Below are 21,458 nucleotides of genomic sequence, written 5' to 3' on the forward strand. Positions count from 1 at the left end.
AAGACCCCCACCTCAAGATTCAGAGAGAAACGAGGAAGAAACTGCCCGTAAAAGCCCGATTGGTTCAACTAACCATCAGTGGGAGATGAAAAAACTCTCCACTGATGGAAGTTTCACTTTATGAAGGACGAGACAAACCACAATCACCACAGCAAGTTCGAGAGCGTTATATAAGTAATTCAGAAGATAAAAAGAAGAAGTGTATTGTAGAATATCAAAACAAACCTATTGGATATATACAAATGTATCCTTTAAATCCAGAATGGAAAGCGTTATATGGATATGATGAGAGAGAAAATGTGTGGGGAATGGATCAATTTATCGGAGAAACAGCGTACTGGAACCGAGGAATTGGTGCAGAGCTCGTGCAAGCTGCAATTACATATATTAAGAATGAATTAGGAGCATTCGCAATTGCGATGGATCCAAGAGTAAGGAATGAAAGAGCAATTCATTGTTACGAGAAGTGTGGGTTTCAAAAAGTGAAAGTATTAAAAGAACATGAATTGCATGAAGGGGTAGTGGAAGATTGTTGGATGATGGAATATAAAAACAGAGGGAGCGATTGTAATGAAACAAGCACTTATAGTAATTGACGTACAAGAAGGAATGTATACAGTAGGTATACCTGTACATAATGGCTCTGACTTATTGCAGAATTTACAGGAAGTTATTCAAAAATGTCGCACGCATGATATTCCTGTTATTTACGTGCAGCATAATGGATCTAAGGGTCATCCGTTAGAAAAAGGAACAGCAGGTTGGCATATTCATTCTAAAATTGCTCCAATGTCAAATGAGGTTATAGTGGAAAAAGAAACGCCGGATTCTTTTTATGAAACAAATCTTCGGGAAGTTTTGCGAGAAAAAGGAATTGAACATCTGTTCATTTGTGGATTGCAAACAGAATATTGCGTAGATACAACTGTTCGCCGTGCGTTTAGTGAAGGATATAAAGTAACGTTGATTCAAGGGACGCATAGTACGTTTGATTCGAAGCAACTACGTGCAGAAGAGATTATTCAACATCATCAAACAATATTAGGATGGTTTGCGGATATAGTCGATATAAAAGAAGTAAAGTTAGCCTAGACATGCTACATGTGTTTTCGGTTAGAAGAAAAATGAAGCCAACACTTTTAGGATAAGCTTCTAGAAATGTTGGCTTATTTGTTAATAGGATTTTCATATAGTCTTATTCATGCATTTGATAAATACTTAAAAAGTAGGAGGGGTAATCGCAAAGATGACTACCGCTTTCTTTTTATATGGATTTTCCCATTTATGTTTCATATAAGAAGGGATTTTGACACTATCTCCTTTGTATAAAGTTACTGTCTCTTGATTTAACTGTAGTGTCACAGTTCCCTCTAAAACAAATGCGATTTCTTCACCTTTATGCTCGATTGGTTCTTCAGAAGAAGAGGATTGCGGTAATAAAGTCATAAGAGCAAGCTCGAGGGCTCCACTTAAATCGGGAGAAAGTAACTCGTATGATAAACTTTCACTTTCAGGAAAGGTAATTTTTTTTCGCCTGTCAGCTCTTACAACTAAACTTTGGGCATTTGTATCTTCCAAAAAGAAATTAAACATAGGAATATTTAATGCGTTAGATATTAATTTAAGAGTTTGTAGAGATGGATTGGCTGATCCCTTTTCAATTTGGCTTAACATAGAAGGAGTGATATTGACGAGTGTTGCCAGTTCTCGACTACTTAATCCTTGTGCTTTTCGGTATTCTGCTATTTTCTCTCCAACATTTATATCATTCATATTTACTCTCCTTTTACTATACAAATCTATTTTAATTTTTCGATATATAAGTCGCTGCTATGCAGAATACAACATGACCGCTACTTACTTTCTCTTTTTGTTGTAAACCTTGCATGTGGCAGAAAAAGGCTCTGACCGCTTCTATGCATGGCCAGATGTTCTCGTCCATCTAAAAAGAAAGCGGGTTTTTATGTCGATTTTTAATTTGTATTTATATAGTTTAAATTAAATTTAATTAAAATTTATTAATTTATATTTAATTATTTTTGTTTGTGTGTTAAATTTATTTTAATTATAATAAATAAATTTAAACTTTGAAATGATAACATGGTAGGAATGAAGAAGGGAGAATAGACGAATGAAGAAATATGACAGCGAGGTTATACAAACGTTAAAAGAAAAGCATCCTTTATTAAATCAACTCGTTTTGACAGAGGAAGTATTTTGGGTGAATCCGAATAAAGAAGAATTCGAAACAGGAATTCAAAAAGCACCTCTTACTAAAGATGATGTAAAGGATGCGGAGGAAAGATTAAAACGTTTTGCGCCGTATATTGCGAAAGCTTTTCCTGAGACAAAAGATACAAATGGAATCATTGAGTCTCCTTTAGTCGCAACTCCTTCTATGAAACAACATTTAGAACAAGAGTATGGTCAGCATATCGCGGGTAATGTATTACTAAAATGTGATAGCCACCTTCCGATATCAGGATCTATTAAAGCAAGAGGCGGGATTTATGAAGTTCTGAAACATGCAGAAGATTTAGCCTTGAAACATCAATTATTAAATAAACAAGATGATTATTCCGTTTTAGATAGTGATACATTCCGTGCGTTCTTTTCGCAATATTCAATTGCAGTAGGTTCTACGGGGAATTTAGGTCTTAGTATTGGCATTATGAGTGCGAAACTTGGATTTAATGTGACGGTTCATATGTCCGCTGATGCAAAACAGTGGAAGAAAGATTTACTACGCAGTAAAAATGTTACAGTTGTCGAATATGCAGCGGATTATAGTAAGGCAGTCGAGGAAGGAAGAAGGCAAGCAGAAGCGGATCCAATGTGTTATTTCGTTGATGATGAGAATTCAAAAAATCTATTCCTTGGATACGCTGTAGCAGCTTCTCGTTTACAAAAGCAACTGCAAGATCAAAACGTTATTGTTGATGCTGATCATCCGTTATTTGTTTATTTACCATGTGGTGTCGGCGGCGGACCTGGCGGTGTAGCGTTCGGTTTAAAATTATTGTTTGGTGATCATGTACATTGCTTCTTTGCGGAGCCAACTCATTCTCCTTGTATGTTAATTGGTTTACTGACAGGCCTTCACGATGAAATTTCTGTCCAAGACTTTGGCATTGATAATGTAACAGAAGCTGACGGTCTTGCGGTAGGAAGAGCATCAGGATTTGTAGGAAAAGTGATGGAACCGTTATTAAGTGGCTGTTACACAGTTAGTGACCAAGAGTTATATAGATTACTAAAGGCTATGGCTGATACAGAAGGAATAAAATTAGAGCCGTCAGCATTGGCTAGTGTATACGGACCAGTTCAACTCTTTAAGAAACAGCAATATATGCAAGGAAATCAAATGCAAGAGAAAATGAAACAAGCAACGCATATTATGTGGGCAACAGGTGGCGGAATGGTACCACCGCAAATTATGGAAGAATATTATCAAAAAGGATAAACAATCTTTTTCTAATGTATGTATAAATACAAATTGAAAAAACAACATAAAACCCTTTTCTTTTTCGAAGGGCGAGTGTACCTGGTCATGCATAGAAGCGGTCAGGGCTTTTTCCTGCCATGTGCTAGATGTAAAACAAAGGGAGAAAGCGAGCGTGAGTAACCCAAAAAGGATTCTGTATAAGAATCCTTTTTGGGTTATTTTTTATAAATTGTTCTATTTAATTATAACGATTTACGCATTTTAGGTTATATTGAAAAATATGAACGAAATTAAACAATTATAATATGTTAAATAATTGTGTTGATTGTAGGTGAAAATCTTGGTATGGTATTATATCATATTAGGAAAAAGTATAAGAAAGCGACATCAAGATATAAATTGCGAATATCTTGTGAAGGATTTCATAAGGGTGTTGTTTTTATATAAATGGATAATATCTGTAACATAAGGTACAAGGAGATAATAATATGAAAGACAAACTAGGTACAATCCCCTCATTATCTTCAAACTCTGTTTATTTGGGTGTTTTGTTAGCTGGAGTTGGAGGCTTTTTAGATGCGTATACTTTCATCAGTAGGGACGGAGTATTTGCTAATGCACAAACAGGGAATGTAGTATTACTCGCTATAAGAGCAGCTAACGGAGAATGGCATAATGCTTTGCTTTATATCCCGCCTATTTTAGCTTTTATGTTAGGAGTTTTAATATCAGAAGTAGTAAAGATTCCTCATATAAGACATGCATTGCATAGTTATAGACGCTCTATTCTTATTCTAGAATGTATCGTTTTAATCATTGTAGGGTTCTTGCCAAAAAGTATTCCTAACATAGTAGTTACAGTATGCATTTCGTTTGTATCATCTTTACAGATCTCTACTTTTAATAAACTTGACAAGTGGGCTTACAATTCAACGATGACAACAGGAAATCTTCGAACTTTGACGCAGGCTGCATATTTAGCGTTTATAAAACATGATCAGGAAGAGAAAAAACGATTTAATGAATTTTTTGTTATTATTTTTTCTTTTATAATTGGTGCACTGTTAGGCACATTTACTACCACTCATATAGGGCACAGAGCTATTTGGATTGCATCAGGAATTTTAGTGATTGCTCTTATTTTGTATCATAAAGATAGAGGGTATTGGAGAAAACCTCAAATGTTGAAATGAAAAGTTTTTTAAAATGTTGCTTTAATAATATCTCACTATTGTATTTCGTTCATTACCAGCTTCTTCATAAAAGACATGTGAAGTGAATGAATTGTTGTTTGATAAACAAATGATCTCAATTTGACAGAAAATCCTGAGAAATCGTAATTCTCAGGATTTTTCTTTTCGTTCAAGAGAGTGTAGTATTGTTTAACTCACATCTGTATATTCGTTACATCATTTCCGTTTTTTCGTATCAGTAACATCTTGCTCCTCAGCAAACTCTGTTCCATAAGCTAATGATCTGTTGAAAGTGAATGGTTTTCTTTCAATCGTTTGATAAGTAGCGATGCGATCCATTAAATAGCGGTGAACAAAAATTTCTGCCCCTGTAATTATAATTGCTGATAAAATACTCCCCCAAGCAATTTGCATATAATTATCTAAAAGTACGCTGCCGAAAATCCATACACTCATATAAGTAAAAAGAAAATCAATCATGAGTGCAGCAGTATTTCCCGCTCGCGGTAAGATAATTTGATCTCCTAGCATATACGAAGCGATTGTAACAAATAAACTAAAAGAAAAGATGTCAACAATTGTTGCATCAAAGAATAAATCCAAACCAATTGCAAAAGCAATCATACAGGATATAAATTTGATCAGCATAATCGTAATATGATTCATCATTTGAACCTCTCTTTTTCTATTTAGTTTGAATGAAAAAAGGGACTTTATGCATGGGAATTTAAAATTGCAACTTGCAAGGTGTTTTTTAAGAAGGAAGATGAATACGTTAAATCAATCTGATTTTTTTAGTACTTATTCTGTTTCCTTTATTAACAGTTATTTCATGTGCAATTTTTTATATAAAATTTAAATTTTATATTATATTTTACTTGTCTAAATATTAAAAAAATAAAAAGAAAATGTTATATTAGAAAGAGAAAATTAACATTTTTAGGTAAGGAGGGATCGGGGTGTGGATTACTTCAGAAGTAGAAATTCCAGATGAACTATTTGATAAACTTGAACAAGGGAAACTGGTTTTATTTGTTGGAGCTGGAGTATCTATGAAAGGTAATTCAAACTTACCAAATTTTGATGATTTAGTGGATGATATTGCGAACGCTCTATATGTAGAAAAACGTGAGGAAAATGAACCGCACGATTATTATCTTGGAAAAATTGCAAAAACGAAAGATGTTCATCAAGTTGCGAAGAATCTTGTTCATGTAGCATATTCAACGCCAAATCCATTGCATTATTCTATTTTGCAATTATTTGCAGTTGATGAGAATGTTCGGATTGTTACTACAAATTTTGATCAACATTTTACAACGGTACTTGAGGAATCAAAACGTAAAGTAAATATATACTATGCTCCGGCACTTCCAACAGGAAGAGCCTTTAAAGGATTGGCATATATTCACGGTAATGTGGAACAAGAGGAAGAAAATTTAATTTTGACAGATGGTGATTTCGGAAGAGCTTACTTAACAGAAGGATGGGCTAGACGGTTTTTAGTTGATCTATTTTCTAATTATACAGTTTTGTTTATTGGATATAGTCATAATGACCCTGTTATGAAATATTTAGCAACTGGATTACCACCGAGTACGAGGCGGTATGCTTTTGTGGCTCACGGGGAAAATACATATCATTGGGAACATTTAGGGGTGAAGCCCATTGTATATCCGAATAAGACGCAAAATCATCAATCATTAGCAAAAGCAGTGCAGCGATGGGCAGAGTTAATGGGAGATAATTATATTACAAAAAGAACACGAATTCGTGATATCGTAACGGTTCCGCCATCTTTAGAACAAGAGCAGCTGTCTTACATTAAGCAATCTATAAAAAAGATTGAGACACTTCGTTATTTTGTAGAATTTGCAAGAGACTACGAATGGGTGGAATGGTTAGAAAAAGAGGGACAATTGCGAAATTTATTTTCGGAGGAAGCTGAGACTTCTGAGAAAGATCAGTTGCTTGCAAAGTGGATTGTTGATCATTTTTTAGTAAGCCACCAAAATGAATTATTTCAGTTAATGTATAAAAATAATACAGAAATATCTGCCTTGTTATGGAATACGATATGTACATTTTTAGTAGAGATGGAACAGCCGATACATATAGTTTCGTTTGCGAAGTGGCTTTTATTATTGTTAGAAAAGGCAAAAAGAAATGAATGTTTCATTGAAAATCTACCTCCTTTGCTTCATAAATGTACGTATCCAGAGCATAAAGAAATTATGGTTCTTTTACTAACCTGTATATTAGATGGAAAACTAAAATTGAAGCGACTTCGGCAATGGGAACAAGAGATGCAAGATGTTGTAGAGTTAGCAGAAACAAACCATCTATCAGCTGCAACCTTTTCAAAGATGCAGCACATATGGGAAGCGAAAGTAAAGCCGCATCTTTCTTATTTTTCGATCCCAATTTTACAGATTGGATTAGAAAAACTACAGAGATTAACGCTAAAACAACAGGCACTTCAGATCTACGATTCAGTTAGTGAGTCGCGAAGTGCAATTGAACCGCATGAGCAAGATAGTCAACCGCGTGAATTTTCTTTTTTAATTAATATTGTTAGAGATTGTATGGACTATGTTTGTTCTCATTTTGAAGATAAAGCAAATTTTTATATTTCTTTTATGATTGAATTTGGAAATACTCTGCAAAAGCGAATTGCGGTGCATAGTATGAACCATACTGTTTTCCGAAAGCAAAATGAAAAAATAGAATGGGTGTTACAACATCAATTGCTTACTGAAGACACTTGTAAGCATGAAGTGTTCCAACTGTTAAAGAATCATTATGAGCATGCATCTGAACACACGAAGGAAAAAGTGCTGACAACCATAGTGAAACAGTTTGAAGAAAAGACATGTTATGTAGCTTGCAACTTAATCGACTGGATTTATATGTGCAATCCAAATCATGAATCTACGAAACAAACATATGAATCCATGAAACAGAAATTCCCTCATTTTTTATCGAGGCAGTTTCCAGATTTACAAGAAGAGCGAACATTACAACCAATTACATGCAATTTAACAACAGATAGTTTATTACATATGAAAGAGGAAGAAATGATAAGACAAGTTCTTCAATATTCACAAGAAGGATTGTTTGAGAAACATCATTTTTTAGAAATGCTTTCAAAGGCTTGTAAAACAAATGTACAATGGAGTATTTCACTTGCGTATCAATTAATTAGCTATAAAGAAGTGAGTAAAGAAGTATGGTTTATATTCATGAGAGAGTGGCGCAATAATCGACAATTAACGGATAAGCAAATACAAAAGCTTTTACCACTGCTGCATCAATTTGTAAGGCATACCACTTACCATTGGCTTATTAGTAGTTTTCTGTATGAAAAGAGCAATCAGTTAGAGGAATTTCAAGAAGACACAATTCGAGCAGTAAAACAGCTTGCATTTTCATTGTTTCCTCATGTTATGAAAGGAGAGCAAGGAAGAGGTAAAGAGCAAACAGATTACTATAATGAAGCTGCTTTGCATCCAGTAGGGAAAATAACAGCAGTTTTATTAAAACTTCTTGCATATGAACATTTATATGATCGAAATATACATGCTTATTTGTGTGTATTTGAAGAGCAAATGCGGAAAAAATCATACTACGTAAATATTATGATTGCGAGGTTAACAGCTGATTTAACATTTCTCTATCATATCGAAAAGCATTGGTGTAGAAAGCATATGATTCCGTATTTAAATTTGCAGAAAAACGAAGAGGAAACAAAGTATGCATGGGCAGGGTTTGTGAATACACAAATCAATTTGCCTTTATTTATACAAACAAAGAAACATATTGCTTTTGCTGTTCGGCATTTACATTTGTTGAATGGACAAACACAAGAAGTATTTATGAAATGGCTAAGTCTCGTCTTTTTAAAATGTATTTTATATTGGGATGAACAAATAGATTGGTTGTACACTCTTTTTATACAGGGAAAAGAGATAGAGAAAGTAAAGTTTGTAGAAAATGTATCGTATTATGTAAAAACGTTGAGCATAAGAGAACAACAAAAATTTTGGCAAGATTGGCTTGCAGATTTTTTAATAGAACGCCCTAAAATGAGTATAATATCAGAGAAAGAATATATTATCTTTTTGCGGTTTGTGTTATACATGGATGTTATTGCTGAAAAAGGGATTGAAACTGTTTTATCGTATTTTTCTATATCTTCACTGCAAGAAGAAAAACAAGCATTGAAGTATTTATTTAAACAGCTGTTGGAAAAAAACGAGTTGATTCATCAAAGTCCTACAGTATATGCAACATTATTTTTCGTTTTATTAACAAAGATAAATGATGCAGATTGTATTGAAAATGAAGTGATTCATCTCCGGCAATTGTTTGATGAGACAAAGCTTGAAAGTACGTTATTGGAACGTATTCAAAATGAGATGATGCGCATTGGAATGATCAATCGCAATGCAAATGATTCACATTTGTTATTATGAAACATACGATGCAGTGAGAATGAAAATATAAAAAATAATGAAAAAGTGTTGACATATTTTGAAAAGACATTTTATAATACAAATCATACTTAATAAAAACAAAGCATTGAAGGGAACAAAGTAGTGTTTATCCTCCCTGTTATAGAGAGCTGATGGTTGGTGGAAATCAGTACAAAGGTAAACATGAATTACAGTCCTGGAGCATCTTTTTCGTAGTAAAGACAGATATCTTTATGAAGGAAAAGACGGTCAAAATGATCGTTAACAATGAAGAGAGGTAGACGAATGTGTCTACAACTAGGGTGGTACCGCGATAATCATCGTCCCTACTGATTGGATCAGTAGGGATTTTTTGCATATACGCGGACCTACATGATAATAAAATAATAAACGCAATGATAGGAAATAGAGTAGTGGTTGTTTCCCTGTAACAGAGAACTGGTGGTTGGTGTGAACCAGTACATAAACAAGCATGAATTACAATCCTGGAGCATCTTTTTCGTAGTAAAGGCCGATGTCTTTATGAAGGGAAAGACGGTCAAAATGATCGTTAACAATAAAGAGAGGTAGACAAATGTGTCTGCAACTAGGGTGGTACCGCGATAATTATCGTCCCTACTGATTGGATCAGTAGGGATTTTTTTATATATTTCATATGAGAAATCGTTATCAACCTTGTTTTGTTATAAGTATCAAGTTCAGAAAATAGGGAATTTTCAATCCCTTATTATATAAATTTAAAAAGATACAAGGAGGAATTTTCAATGGGAAATCATGAATTAGAACAATTACGTAAACAGGTGGATGAGATTAACTTACAACTTCTGCACTTATTGAATGAGCGTGCAAAGGTTGTACAAGAAATCGGACAGCAAAAGAAATTGCAAGGTACGAAACGCTTCGATCCTGTTCGTGAGCGTGAAGTACTCGATATGCTTGCAGAGCATAATGAAGGACCATTTGAAACATCTACAGTGCAACATATTTTCAAAACAATTTTTAAAGCCAGCTTAGAACTGCAAGAAGATGATAATCGTAAAGCCTTATTAGTTTCACGTAAAAAGAAACAAGAAAATACGATTGTTGATGTAAAAGGTGAATTGTTAGGAAGCGGCGTGCAAACGTTCATTATGGGGCCATGTGCAGTGGAAAGTTTAGATCAAGTTCGTCAAGTTGCTCAGGCGATGAAAGAACAAGGAATCAAATTAATGCGCGGCGGTGCGTTCAAACCGAGAACATCTCCATACGACTTCCAAGGATTAGGAGTAGAAGGGCTGCAAATTTTACGCCAAGTAGCAGACGAATTTGATTTAGCGATTATTAGCGAAATCTTAAATCCAAATGATGTAGAAATGGCACTTGATTACGTTGATGTGATTCAAGTAGGCGCTCGTAATATGCAAAACTTTGATTTATTAAGAGCGGTAGGAAAAGTGAATAAACCAGTATTACTGAAACGTGGTTTAGCAGCGACAATTGATGAATTCGTGAATGCAGCAGAATACATTATTGCACAAGGAAATGATCAAATTATTTTATGTGAACGAGGCATTCGCACATATGAAAGAGCAACGCGTAATACGCTTGATATTTCCGCAGTTCCAATTTTAAAGAAAGAAACACATTTACCGGTTGTTGTAGATGTAACGCATTCAACAGGGCGAAAAGATTTACTTTTACCAACTGCGAAAGCAGCATTAGCAATCGGTGCAGATGCCGTTATGGCAGAAGTGCATCCAGACCCAGCGGTTGCTTTATCAGATTCAGCACAGCAGATGGATATTCCGCAGTTTCATGCCTTCATGGAAGAGTTAAAAGGGTTTAAAAATAAGTTATCATAATAAAATAAACATTGCGTTGATAGGGAAGCAGTAGCATGTATCTTCTTGTTTCAGAGAGCTGATGGTTGGTGGAAATCAGTACAGAGATATATGTGAATTACAACCCTGGAGCATCTTTTTCGTAGTAAAGACGGAAGTTTTTATGAAGGAGAAGACGGTCAATATGATCGTTAACAATAAAAAGAGGTAGACACATTTGTCGATAACTAGGGTGGTACCGCGATTATTGTCGCCCCTACTGAACAGAATCAGTAGGGTTTTTTTTATATAAAATCGTAAAGGGGAAATAGAAATGAGATATATAACAGCTGGAGAATCACATGGTCCGCAGTTGACAGTTATTTTGGAAGGTGTTCCTGGAGGGCTATCTTTAACTGCAGAAGATATAAATATAGAGCTATTCAGACGCCAAGAGGGCTATGGCCGCGGAAGACGTATGCAAATTGAAACGGATACTGTGGAAATTGTAAGTGGCGTGCGACATGGCTATACCCTTGGTTCACCGATTACATTGGTTGTGAAAAATGATGATTTCAAACATTGGACAAACGTAATGGGAGCACAGCCGATTTCTGATCAAGAAAGTAAAGAAATGAAACGAACGATTACAAAACCACGTCCAGGGCATGCTGATTTAAATGGAGCAATTAAATATGGTCATCGTGATATACGCAATGTATTAGAACGTTCTTCTGCAAGAGAAACAACTGTGAGAGTAGCTGCAGGTGCTGTTGCGAAAAAGATTTTAACAGAATTAGGAGTAAATATTGCAGGGCATGTCCTTGAAATTGGTGGTGTAAAAGCTAAGCAAGTTCTAGACAAATCATTAGCAGAGATGCAGCTGATTTCAGAACATTCGCCTGTCCGCTGCTTAGATCAAGAAGCAGAGAAAGCGATGATGGAAGCAATTGATGCAGCGAAACGTAATGGAGATTCTATTGGTGGAACTGTTGAAGTGGTTGCAGAAGGAATGCCGATTGGTGTTGGTAGTTACGTTCATTATGACCGGAAACTAGATGCAAAGCTAGCGGCGGCTGTCATGAGTATTAATGCATTTAAAGGTGTTGAAATTGGCATTGGTTTTGAGGCAGCGAGGCGACCAGGAAGTGCTGTACATGATGAGATTTTGTGGGATGAAGAAACGGGTTACACGCGAAAAACGAATAACGCTGGTGGATTAGAAGGTGGAATGACAACAGGAATGCCGATTGTTGTCAGAGGTGTTATGAAACCAATTCCTACATTATATAAGCCACTAGCAAGTGTAGATATTGATACGAAGGAAGTGTTTCAAGCAAGTATCGAACGTTCAGATAGCTGTGCAGTACCAGCAGCGAGTGTAGTGGCAGAAGCAGTTGTCGCTTGGGAACTGGCAACGGCGTTAGTAGAACAATTTGGGCAAGATCGTATGGATCTTATTAAACAAAATATTGCTCAGCATAAAAAGTACGCGAAAGAATTTTAAAGAGGGGGATTTTCATGAAAGTAAAAGAACAATTACGTGCGCTGCATCCCTATAAACCAGGTAAATCAGCAAAACAAATGCAAGCAGATTATGGTGTCCATTCATTTGTAAAATTAGCTTCAAATGAAAATCCATTTGGCTGTTCACCTTGTGTGATGGAAGGATTACGAAAAGAGTGGAATGAACATGCTTTATACCCGGACGGGGGAGCGGTAGAACTTCGTGAAACGATTGCGGAAACATTGCATGTTAAAAAAGAAGAAATTTTATGTGGAAGCGGTCTTGATGAAGTCATTCAAATTATTAGCCGAACACTGCTTTGCCAAGGTGATAATATTGTAACGGCTGGAGAAACATTCCCGCAATACCGCCATCACGCAGTAATCGAAGGGTGTGAGGTAAAGGAAGTTCCCCTTCAAAATGGAGTCTATCACTTAGATGAAATTGCGGCAGTCATGAATGAAAAAACAAAAATTATTTGGATTTGTAATCCGAATAATCCAACAGGCACATATGTGAATGACCGAAAATTACGTGAATTTATGAAGCAAGTTCATAAAGAAACATTAGTTGTAATTGATGAAGCGTATTATGAATATGTCACAGCTTGTGACTTTTCAGATACCATTTCACTTTTGAAAGAGTATAAGAACCTTCTGATCTTAAGAACATTTTCAAAGGCTTATGGATTAGCAGCATTTCGAGTTGGTTATGCAATTGGAAATGAAACAATTATTGAGAAACTAAATGTCGTTCGTCTTCCGTTTAATGTGTCATCACTGGCACAAAAAGCTGCCGTACTTGCATGGAATGATGAATCATTTTTACAAAGGACAATTCGTGCAAACCGTGAAGGCTTGCAGCAATATGAAAGCTTTTGTAAAGAAAATGAGATTCGATTTTATTCATCTCAAACGAACTTTATCTTTTTACCGTTAGACAATGCCGAGGAAATTTACGAACTTTGTGCACAGGCTGGATATATCGTTCGCCCATTTTCAAATGGTGTTCGTATTACAATCGGTACGAGTAAGCAAAATGAAGGAGTGATTGCAGTGTTAAAACAACACTTTAATAATAGTAGGTCTCGAGATGAGGTACATGTGTAAAAAAGTTGTATTAATTGGAACAGGATTAATTGGCGGTTCACTTGCTTTAGCAATAAAGCGTGAACACAATGTAATTATTACTGGTTATGACATTCAAAGTGAGCAAGTGGAACGGGCAAAACGATTGAACGTAATCGATGAGGTGGGAGTGAACTTACAGACAATATGTGAAGAAGCGCATTTGATTATTTTTGCATCTCCTGTCGAAGAAACAACTAAGTTACTAAAAAAGTTTACTTCGTACCAATTACGTGAAGATGTCATTGTGACAGATGTTGGTAGTACAAAAGGCACAATTATGAAAGAAGCAGAAATGTTACTGACAAACGGTGTTACGTTTATTGGCGGACACCCGATGGCGGGATCTCATAAAACGGGAGTAGAAAGTGCAAAGGCGCATTTATTTGAAAATGCATACTACATTTTAACGCCGATGCGTCATGTTCAGACAGAGAAGGTTGAACAATTAAAAGATTGGTTAAAAGGAACGCGTTCGCATTTTCTTGTGTTAAATACAGAGGAGCATGATTATGTAACAGGTGTTGTCAGCCATTTTCCTCATTTAATTGCAGCAGGGTTAGTGAAGCAAGTAGAGAAACATGCCGGAGATAATCCGTTAATTCATATGCTGGCAGCTGGTGGTTTTAAAGACATTACCCGCATCGCTTCTAGTAGTCCGAAAATGTGGAGTGATATTGTAAAACAAAATCGTTTTCATTTATTACAATTATTAGAGGAATGGATTACAGAAATGAAGCAACTGCAGCATACGGTTGCAGAAGGAGATGCCGAAGTATTACACACTTATTTCGCAAAGGCAAAAGAATATCGTGATTCTATGCCTGTCCGCAAAAGCGGAGCAATTCCCGCTTATCACGATTTATACGTTGATGTTTTAGATAAAGTCGGTGCGTTAGCGCATATTACAAGCATACTTGCAAGGCACCAAATTAGTATTACAAACCTACAAATATTAGAAGCACGCGAAGGGTTACTCGGAGTATTACGTATTAGTTTTCAAACAGAGGAAGATCGTATGAAAGCAACGCAATCTTTACAGCACGAACGGTATCAAACGTATGAAAATATATAAAGGAAAGAAGGTGTCATAAATATGAAAACTGTACAGGCAGCTATAGAAGGGTTACAGGGAACGATTGTCATTCCAGGTGATAAATCCATTTCGCATCGTTCTGTCATGTTTGGTGCAATCGCCCAGGGAAAAACAACGATTAAGGGCTTTTTACCAGGAGCAGACTGTTTAAGTACGATCTCTTGTTTTCGTGAGATGGGGGTATCGATAACGCAAAATGGAGATGAAGTAGAAGTAATTGGAACAGGAATTGAAGGTTTACAAGAAGCGGAGCACGTACTTGATGTTGGGAATTCTGGTACAACGATTCGTTTATTACTTGGCATATTAGCGAATACGAACCTTCATTTTTGTTTGCAAGGTGATCATTCGATTGGAAAACGACCAATGAAACGTGTTACAAAACCGCTCAGTCTAATGGGCGCAGTAATTGACGGAAGAGAAGACGGGACGTATACACCGCTAACGGTACGAGGAGGTAATCTTCAAGCAATTGATTATATTTCGCCGATTGCAAGTGCGCAAGTGAAATCGGCTATTTTATTAGCAGGTCTAGGAGCGCGGGGGGTAACAAGTGTCACAGAACCTCATGTATCAAGGGATCATACAGAGCGAATGCTTCAAGCATTTGGCGTGCAAGTGAAGCGAGATGGAACAAAAGTTTCAATAGGAGGTGGACAACAACTAATAGGAACGAACATTCATGTGCCAGGAGATATTTCATCGGCTGCATTTTTCTTAGTAGGCGGAGCGATTACTCCAAATAGCAAGCTTACATTACAAAACGTTGGAATGAATCCAACAAGAACAGGAATTATCGATGTTCTTATAAAAATGGGAGCAAAATTAACAATTGAACAATACGATATAGATGCTGTCGAACCCGCTGCTAATCTTACAATTGAAACATCAAAGTTAAAGGGAGTTGAGATTGGCGGTGATATGATTCCAAGATTAATTGATGAAATTCCAATTATCGCTCTTGCAGCAACGCAAGCAGAAGGAGTTACTATTATTAAAGATGCACATGAGCTGAAGGTAAAGGAAACAAATCGAATTGATACAGTTGTAGAAGAACTAACAAAACTAGGGGCACGTATAGAAGCAACAAATGATGGGATGATTATTTATGGGAAAACATCATTAAAGGGAAATACCGTAAATAGTCATGGTGATCATCGGATTGGAATGATGCTAGCAATTGCTGGATGTATTGCGAATGGAGAAACGCTGATCGTTGATGCGGAAGCTGTTGGAGTATCGTATCCACGTTTTTTTGAAGAGATTGAGAAATTAAAGTTAGAAACCCGGTAGATTGATAGAAGATCTATCGGGTTTTCATTTGCGAAAAGATATTCTGGTGTGTTATATAAATACAAATAAAAAAACGACATAAAAACCCTCTTTCTTTATAGGGGGGAGGAGAGCATCTGGCCGTGCATAGCAGCGGTCAGGGCCTTTTTCTGCCACGTGCAAGGTAAGGAGAAAGCGAGTTCATTTAAACATTAATGCACTGTCTACAGCATTTTTCAGTTACAAAAGTCTATGGGAATTATCTCAAATAGGTGTCATGTACTAATTTCTTGGGTTTATATTTTGAATACTCTTATTATTATTTCAGTTCCTGTTTCTTTTTAATAATATTTATTTTATAATTATTTTAATTAAATTGTATTTCTTATCTGGAGGTGACAATGGAAAATTATAGGTTTTATTCATTTTGGATCGCTCAAACAAGCATTTCGTTAGCGGATGTTGTATATATCATGGTTATTACGACGTACATTTATCAGAAAACGGAATCCATATTATTCGCTTCATTATTTCCTTTTTTAAAAGCCGTTACAAGATTAATAGCTGGTTTATCAGCACCATTGATTCTACAAAATACTTCTATGGCAAACGTGCTTGTAAATTTACAAATTACTAAAGCCATTTTGATTACTTTATTATTATTAGGATTTACATTCTTAACTTCTCATATTTATATTTTACTCACTTACATATTGATACTTTCTTTTGTTGAAGGATGGGGCAGTCCCTTATTAAATTCTATCGTTCCTAAAATTGTTTTAAAAGAAGAACTTGTAAAAGCTAATAGTTTGTTATCTATCTCCAATCAAGCGGTACAAATTGGTGGCTATACGCTGACAGGATTTATTGTCGTAAAAATAGGATATACTCCTCCTTTACTAATAACGGCTGTTTTGTTATGGGTTTCAATTGTTTGTTTATACATAGCAATTCGTTCTCTTTACAATCAGTTAACAGAAAATCAAGGAACATCTAAATCTATTCTTATGAAGGAAGGTTGGATTCATCTTTGGAATAACGCAACTTTGCGATTCGTTACATTAATGGATGTAATTGAGGGGATTGCAGGTCAAATATGGGTTGGAGCGATTACATTGGTTTATGTAAAAGAAATACTTCACAAAGGAGAACAATGGTGGGGTTACATTAACGCGAGTTATTATATCGGTACAATTGTAGGAGGAATTATAACGATATATCTAGCGAAAAAGATTCAAAAAAATCTTGTACTTAGTATGGCAGCTGGCTCTTTTTTATTCAGCGTTCTTACTTTGTTATACGGGCTTAGTAGTATGCCTCTCTTATCGCTTATACTCTGTATTGCCATGGGACCGGCATATCAAATACGGGATGTAGCACAGCAGACTGCATTTCAAACAAATATAGATGTGTCATTGCTTCCGAAAGTATATGCCTCTCGTGACGTTCTATTATCAACGGTTTCAAGTATTTCTATTTTTATAGTCGGAGTTATAGCTGAATATTTAGGTATTAGAGTGGTGTATATGTTTGGAGCTGCACTAATCTGTATCTCGGCAGGGGTATCTTTTGTTTTATTTAAAACAAAAAATACGAATTTACAATGTTAAGGAAATCCGCAATTACCATCGTCAGATAAAGTGAAACTTCCATCAGTGGGGGATAAAAGAGAAATGGGAACTGATGCATAACGTAAATCAAACGGTGAATAACGAAATAATAAGAGTTAATTCATAAAAAAAAGACCTAATAATATTAGGTCAGAAGAATAGGGTAACCACATATTAACATTTTTGTCAGTAGAGGTCTATATATATCATATTGAGAAAAATAAAAGCGACTTGTGCCGAAAATAGGAGAATAAACAAACGAATGCAATTACGTGAAGGACTACAGGATAGAAATCTACATAGAGAAGTTGATCCGGCGAAACGTATTCAAGATTCCACTAGAAGATACATTGCTCATATCACTTTTAGTTTTAGAAAATTTCAATCACTCTTTTTTGTTTTTTATCACGGTTAATAGCATTTATTTGATCAAACTTTATTTAAAAGTTAAAACAAAGGCATTATTTGATGGAGGTGCAGTATGAAAAAAGTTTATCCCGCTATTTTGGGGCAGTAATACTCCCATCTCAAAATTCAGCGAAAGCATTGTCCAGCTCTAGCGGCTAGAATCTCCGGTCGTTTCGCCCCCTCGGACGAGGCAAAAAACGCCTCTCTGTCAGGGGCGTGGGCGTCCTGCGATTCTGGGCAAGCCGCTTCCGCTTTTCTAAAGAAGTTAGGTGGGAGATAAACTGCTGGCATGCGCCCGATTGGTGAGGGCTGATAATCAGTGGGGGATGAAGAAAACCTCCACTGATTAAAGTTTCACTTTATGTAATGTTGGATGTTTGGAATATCAGTACATTACAGCAGCAAGAAAAAAACTGAACAAAATCATTATCTTGTAGAAAAGGGGAATGAGAGATGTTAAATTTACAAGGAAAATACAATGAAGCAAAAGTATTTACTAATCATGTTGAAGAGATTGCCATGGGGCAAATTATTGACCTTTGTAACCAGGAGTTCGTCAAAGACAGTAAGATTCGTATTATGCCAGATACACATGCCGGAGCTGGGTGTACGATTGGAACAACAATGACAATTCAAGACAAAATCGTACCGAACTTAGTCGGGGTTAACTAATCGGCTCAGACTTTAAACTACTCACTCAATTGACTGGGAACCCTAACGTAAAGTCGAGGGTAATCAGCAGCCAGTGGTCATGGTGACATGATCGAATGGTTCAGAGACTTGTATCAGGTTGGCAGACTGGGATACAGAATTATTCCTCATCCTTTTACTCTGAAACGTGGAATAGACGATGGTTGCGTTACATTAATAGTAAGAAACTATTAATGTATAAGGAGTGATAGAAAATGAGTAAGAAGATTAATGATGGTTTGACAGCAAAACAAAGGTATTTTAAGAAGGTCTACGAGAATGCACCCGTGATAGCGACCTGTTTTGTTCAAACTGTCATAGACTTCACCATTGGCTAGAAGAGGAATAATTAATACGGTGAGCCTACGGTAGAGACTGCATATCTCGATGACCGTAGAGAAGGTATAGTCCACTCCTCAAGAAATTGGGGGTTAAGTGTGATATTGGCTGTGGTATGGAAGTTGTTGTGATTAATAAGAAAAAAGAAGAAATTAACTTTGATCAATTAGATGACACGATTCGTAAATACGTTCCAAGCGGCTTCAGTATCCGAGATAAAGAACATAGATTTTCAAAAATGATTCATTTTGACGGCGTGAGAGCACCATTTACATTACAACGTGCTCAAAAGAGTATTGGTACCCTTGGAGGAGGAAATCATTTTATTGAACTTAACGAGGATGATAAAGGTAATGTATATATCGTTATTCATAGCGGTTCCCGTAATTTAGGTAAACAAGTAGCAGAGTACTATCAAAACTTCGCATATGAGCAACTTATAGATGTTAAATCTGTTAAAGACGAAATCATTGAACGATTAACAAAAGAGGGCAGACAAAAAGAAATACATGAAGCCTTACGAGAAGTTAAAAAGCCTAATGTTCGCAAAGAACTAGCTTATTTAGAAGGTCAAGGGTTCAAAGATTACATGAATGATATGAAGATTGCTCAAAAGTATGCTGAATTAAATCGTAAAGCAATGATTGATGAAATCGTCACTAGAATGGATTGGAAAGTAACTGATCAATTTACTACAATCCATAACTATATAGACATGGAAAATATGATTCTACGAAAAGGAGCTATTTCCGCTCAGAAAGATGAACGAGTAATCATTCCAATCAATATGAGAGATGGTTCAATTATCGCATTCGGTAAAGGGAATCCGGATTGGAACTTTTCTGGACCACATGGAGCGGGTCGTATTATGAGCCGAAAGAAAGCTAAAGCGGTACTTAACTTAGAAGACTTTCAGAATACAATGACTGATGTTTGGACAACTTCTGTTGCCGAAAGTACTTTAGATGAAGCACCAATGGTATATAAACCAATGGATGAAATTGTAGCAAATACTAAAGATACAATTGATATCAAACGTATTATAAAACCGATTTATAATTTTAAAGCTAATTAATTCAGAGATGTAGTTGACTTGAGTATTGAGCGCGCTGAAAAAGCCGGCGATGTATTTACCAGGGAAGATTTAACATATAATACGCGGCGATACGTCGATGCATTCGAAGTAGATTACGTGGTTAATAATGTTGGGACCATAATCAGTTTGACGAGATTATGCGAAAATTAGGAGTGCAGCCGGTCAGCAGTTGTGAGATTATGACGGATGCTTTTGCCAACTTGAAATCGATTGTATATTACGGCAGTGGGCATCCGCATAATTAGGAGGCGTGTTTATTAACATAATTCGCAATAATAGCAACAGCTTGCAGGACTTCCTCCGCTTCGGATACATCGGCGATAACATTCCCAACGGTTGGCCATTGGACTACCATAGGTATAATACGGATATGGCTGTGTAGTTGGAATATTAGAGACGGCTTGATTTAAATTATAAGGTGCTATAGGTACTGTATAAGCCGTTGGCACTAAGTAGGAATCGGTAGGGATTGCAGTAGGTGGATAACACCATATTTCACATTCTTGGTACGGTTTTCCGTGTGCTAAACAAGATTCCATACAAGTTGGACGACGAAACACGTTTATCACTCCTTGTTTTAATCTTAGTTTCGTTATAGTGTATTGAGTTCTGTATATATTAGATGATTGTCTTTGCATAATTGGGTAGTTGTCTAAAACGATGAGACCAACAATTATTGTATAGATTTAATATTTGATTGAATTTGAACAAGCATTAAGAACTCCAGTCATTAGTGCTCCAACTGTCACTGTTTTGATTAAATTGTTTTTCATTACTAGTCTAGTCCCCCTTAATATATAAAACCGCCTATGTTAGGTGGTTTTATATATTATCTCTTTAAAGCTCTGCGTTTTCTTATTTTTTCCTTAATATAAATTACGTTATTTATACCTAGACGAATTGAAGCAATGATAAGGTAAATCATTGTAATGGAATAGGCTACAATCCAACTCGTATAAATATATGTATCTTGAAATCCATTTTCAATAAGCCAGTGAGTGACTAACATTCCACCGAAGTAAGCCGGAATTGCTAGTAAGCTCACGTCTCTCGGATCAGTTGCAAGATAAATCATAAAAAATAGAAAAGCAAGAGATCCTATCGTATTCGTGTCATCCAAAATCATCATAATAATGCACCTACTTTATAGATAATAATATAGCTACAATTCACTATCGTCATTCAATACAAGTTAACTTTTTACAGATACTACAAGTAATTTTTCTGTACCTTTACGTACAATTTGCTTCCACTTATAATTCAGAAAATCTCCCCGTGGTTTATCTACGTTAAGGATAACAAATATTACGGTAAATTTTTCTAATAAAAAGAACGCTTACTGAGCGTGTTACTGTCTATGAATGTACAAGATGGGGGGGGGAACACAATGCTAACAAAATT

The 21,458-nt window shown here is 35.9% G+C and carries 16 protein-coding genes, 1 pseudogene and 3 other annotated features; of the genes and pseudogenes, 13 read left to right on the top strand and 4 right to left on the bottom strand.

Features of this window, described 5'->3' with window-relative positions:
• Positions 1 to 119 precede the first annotated feature (119 nt).
• Together BM350_RS12045 and BM350_RS12050 are read left to right on the top strand one after the other, a co-directional pair.
• A pseudogene (locus BM350_RS12045) lies at positions 120 to 596 on the top strand (GNAT family N-acetyltransferase); the annotation flags it as partial.
• On the top strand, positions 571 to 1,092 hold the full coding sequence (locus tag BM350_RS12050) for a cysteine hydrolase family protein (RefSeq protein ID WP_090914961.1): 522 nt from the start codon (positions 571 to 573) through the stop codon (positions 1,090 to 1,092). The pseudogene BM350_RS12045 and the gene BM350_RS12050, both read left to right, overlap by 26 nt.
• A 126-nt stretch (positions 1,093 to 1,218) precedes the next feature.
• On the opposite strand, the gene BM350_RS12055 is transcribed toward BM350_RS12050, so the two are convergent.
• Positions 1,219 to 1,773 carry a helix-turn-helix domain-containing protein gene (locus BM350_RS12055; protein WP_090914959.1) on the bottom strand — a complete coding sequence of 185 codons (555 nt, stop codon included), beginning with the start codon at positions 1,771 to 1,773 and terminating at the stop codon, positions 1,219 to 1,221.
• 358 nt (positions 1,774 to 2,131) lie between these two features.
• Between BM350_RS12055 and BM350_RS12060 the strand changes: the two genes are divergently transcribed.
• Together BM350_RS12060 and BM350_RS12065 are read left to right on the top strand one after the other, a co-directional pair.
• Positions 2,132 to 3,463, top strand: coding sequence for a D-serine ammonia-lyase (locus BM350_RS12060; protein ID WP_090914957.1), 1,332 nt, complete (start codon positions 2,132 to 2,134; stop codon positions 3,461 to 3,463).
• Between the two features lie 470 nt (positions 3,464 to 3,933).
• Positions 3,934 to 4,638, top strand: coding sequence for a YoaK family protein (locus BM350_RS12065; protein WP_090914955.1), 705 nt, complete (start codon positions 3,934 to 3,936; stop codon positions 4,636 to 4,638).
• Between the two features lie 216 nt (positions 4,639 to 4,854).
• Here BM350_RS12065 and BM350_RS12070 read toward each other — a convergent pair whose 3' ends face one another.
• Entirely contained in the window at positions 4,855 to 5,304 is a 450-nt protein-coding gene (locus BM350_RS12070; protein ID WP_090915033.1) for a YndM family protein, read from the bottom strand.
• Positions 5,305 to 5,597: 293 nt separating this feature from the next.
• Between BM350_RS12070 and BM350_RS12075 the strand changes: the two genes are divergently transcribed.
• The 9 genes from BM350_RS12075 to BM350_RS12115 all read left to right on the top strand — a co-directional run bounded on the left by BM350_RS12075 (position 5,598) and on the right by BM350_RS12115 (position 20,036).
• The gene (locus BM350_RS12075) at positions 5,598 to 9,113 is read left to right on the top strand and encodes a DUF4020 domain-containing protein (RefSeq protein ID WP_090914953.1); all 3,516 of its coding nucleotides are present in this window, start codon (positions 5,598 to 5,600) and stop codon (positions 9,111 to 9,113) included.
• Positions 9,114 to 9,210: 97 nt separating this feature from the next.
• Positions 9,211 to 9,444 (top strand) — a binding site (T-box leader).
• A 55-nt stretch (positions 9,445 to 9,499) separates the two neighbouring features.
• Positions 9,500 to 9,733, top strand: a binding site (T-box leader).
• A 144-nt stretch (positions 9,734 to 9,877) separates the two neighbouring features.
• Positions 9,878 to 10,954, top strand: coding sequence for a bifunctional 3-deoxy-7-phosphoheptulonate synthase/chorismate mutase (locus BM350_RS12080; RefSeq protein WP_090914951.1), 1,077 nt, complete (start codon positions 9,878 to 9,880; stop codon positions 10,952 to 10,954).
• Positions 10,955 to 10,961: 7 nt separating this feature from the next.
• Positions 10,962 to 11,194 (top strand) — a binding site (T-box leader).
• A gap of 52 nt (positions 11,195 to 11,246) precedes the next feature.
• On the top strand, positions 11,247 to 12,419 hold the full coding sequence (gene aroC, locus BM350_RS12085; RefSeq protein WP_090914949.1) for a chorismate synthase: 1,173 nt from the start codon (positions 11,247 to 11,249) through the stop codon (positions 12,417 to 12,419).
• A 14-nt stretch (positions 12,420 to 12,433) separates the two neighbouring features.
• The gene (hisC, locus tag BM350_RS12090; protein ID WP_090914947.1) at positions 12,434 to 13,528 is read left to right on the top strand and encodes a histidinol-phosphate transaminase; all 1,095 of its coding nucleotides are present in this window, start codon (positions 12,434 to 12,436) and stop codon (positions 13,526 to 13,528) included.
• On the top strand, positions 13,521 to 14,621 hold the full coding sequence (locus BM350_RS12095; protein WP_090914945.1) for a prephenate dehydrogenase: 1,101 nt from the start codon (positions 13,521 to 13,523) through the stop codon (positions 14,619 to 14,621). The genes hisC and BM350_RS12095 overlap by 8 nt, the downstream gene beginning before the upstream one ends.
• Positions 14,622 to 14,642: 21 nt before the next feature.
• Positions 14,643 to 15,935 (top strand): 3-phosphoshikimate 1-carboxyvinyltransferase, encoded by a 1,293-nt coding sequence (aroA, locus tag BM350_RS12100; protein ID WP_090914943.1) that lies wholly within the window; start codon positions 14,643 to 14,645, stop codon positions 15,933 to 15,935.
• Between the two features lie 380 nt (positions 15,936 to 16,315).
• Positions 16,316 to 17,524 (top strand): MFS transporter, encoded by a 1,209-nt coding sequence (locus BM350_RS12105; protein WP_090914941.1) that lies wholly within the window; start codon positions 16,316 to 16,318, stop codon positions 17,522 to 17,524.
• An 861-nt stretch (positions 17,525 to 18,385) separates the two neighbouring features.
• Complete coding sequence (locus BM350_RS12110; RefSeq protein WP_090914939.1) at positions 18,386 to 18,604, top strand: RtcB family protein; 219 nt, start codon at positions 18,386 to 18,388, stop codon at positions 18,602 to 18,604.
• A gap of 472 nt (positions 18,605 to 19,076) precedes the next feature.
• A complete protein-coding gene (locus BM350_RS12115) occupies positions 19,077 to 20,036 on the top strand; it encodes an RtcB family protein (protein ID WP_090914937.1) in 960 nt (319 codons plus the stop codon).
• Positions 20,037 to 20,314: 278 nt separating this feature from the next.
• Here the strand turns inward: BM350_RS12115 and BM350_RS26215 are convergent, their stop codons facing one another.
• Both BM350_RS26215 and BM350_RS12120 read right to left on the bottom strand, forming a co-directional pair.
• The gene (locus tag BM350_RS26215; RefSeq protein ID WP_139207640.1) at positions 20,315 to 20,617 is read right to left on the bottom strand and encodes a hypothetical protein; all 303 of its coding nucleotides are present in this window, start codon (positions 20,615 to 20,617) and stop codon (positions 20,315 to 20,317) included.
• Between the two features lie 269 nt (positions 20,618 to 20,886).
• A complete protein-coding gene (locus BM350_RS12120) occupies positions 20,887 to 21,183 on the bottom strand; it encodes a hypothetical protein (RefSeq protein WP_090915030.1) in 297 nt (98 codons plus the stop codon).
• Positions 21,184 to 21,458 lie beyond the last annotated feature (275 nt).

The sequence above is a fragment of the Bacillus sp. 103mf genome, assembly GCF_900116295.1.
Taxonomy (GTDB): domain Bacteria; phylum Bacillota; class Bacilli; order Bacillales; family Bacillaceae_G; genus Bacillus_A; species Bacillus_A bruguierae.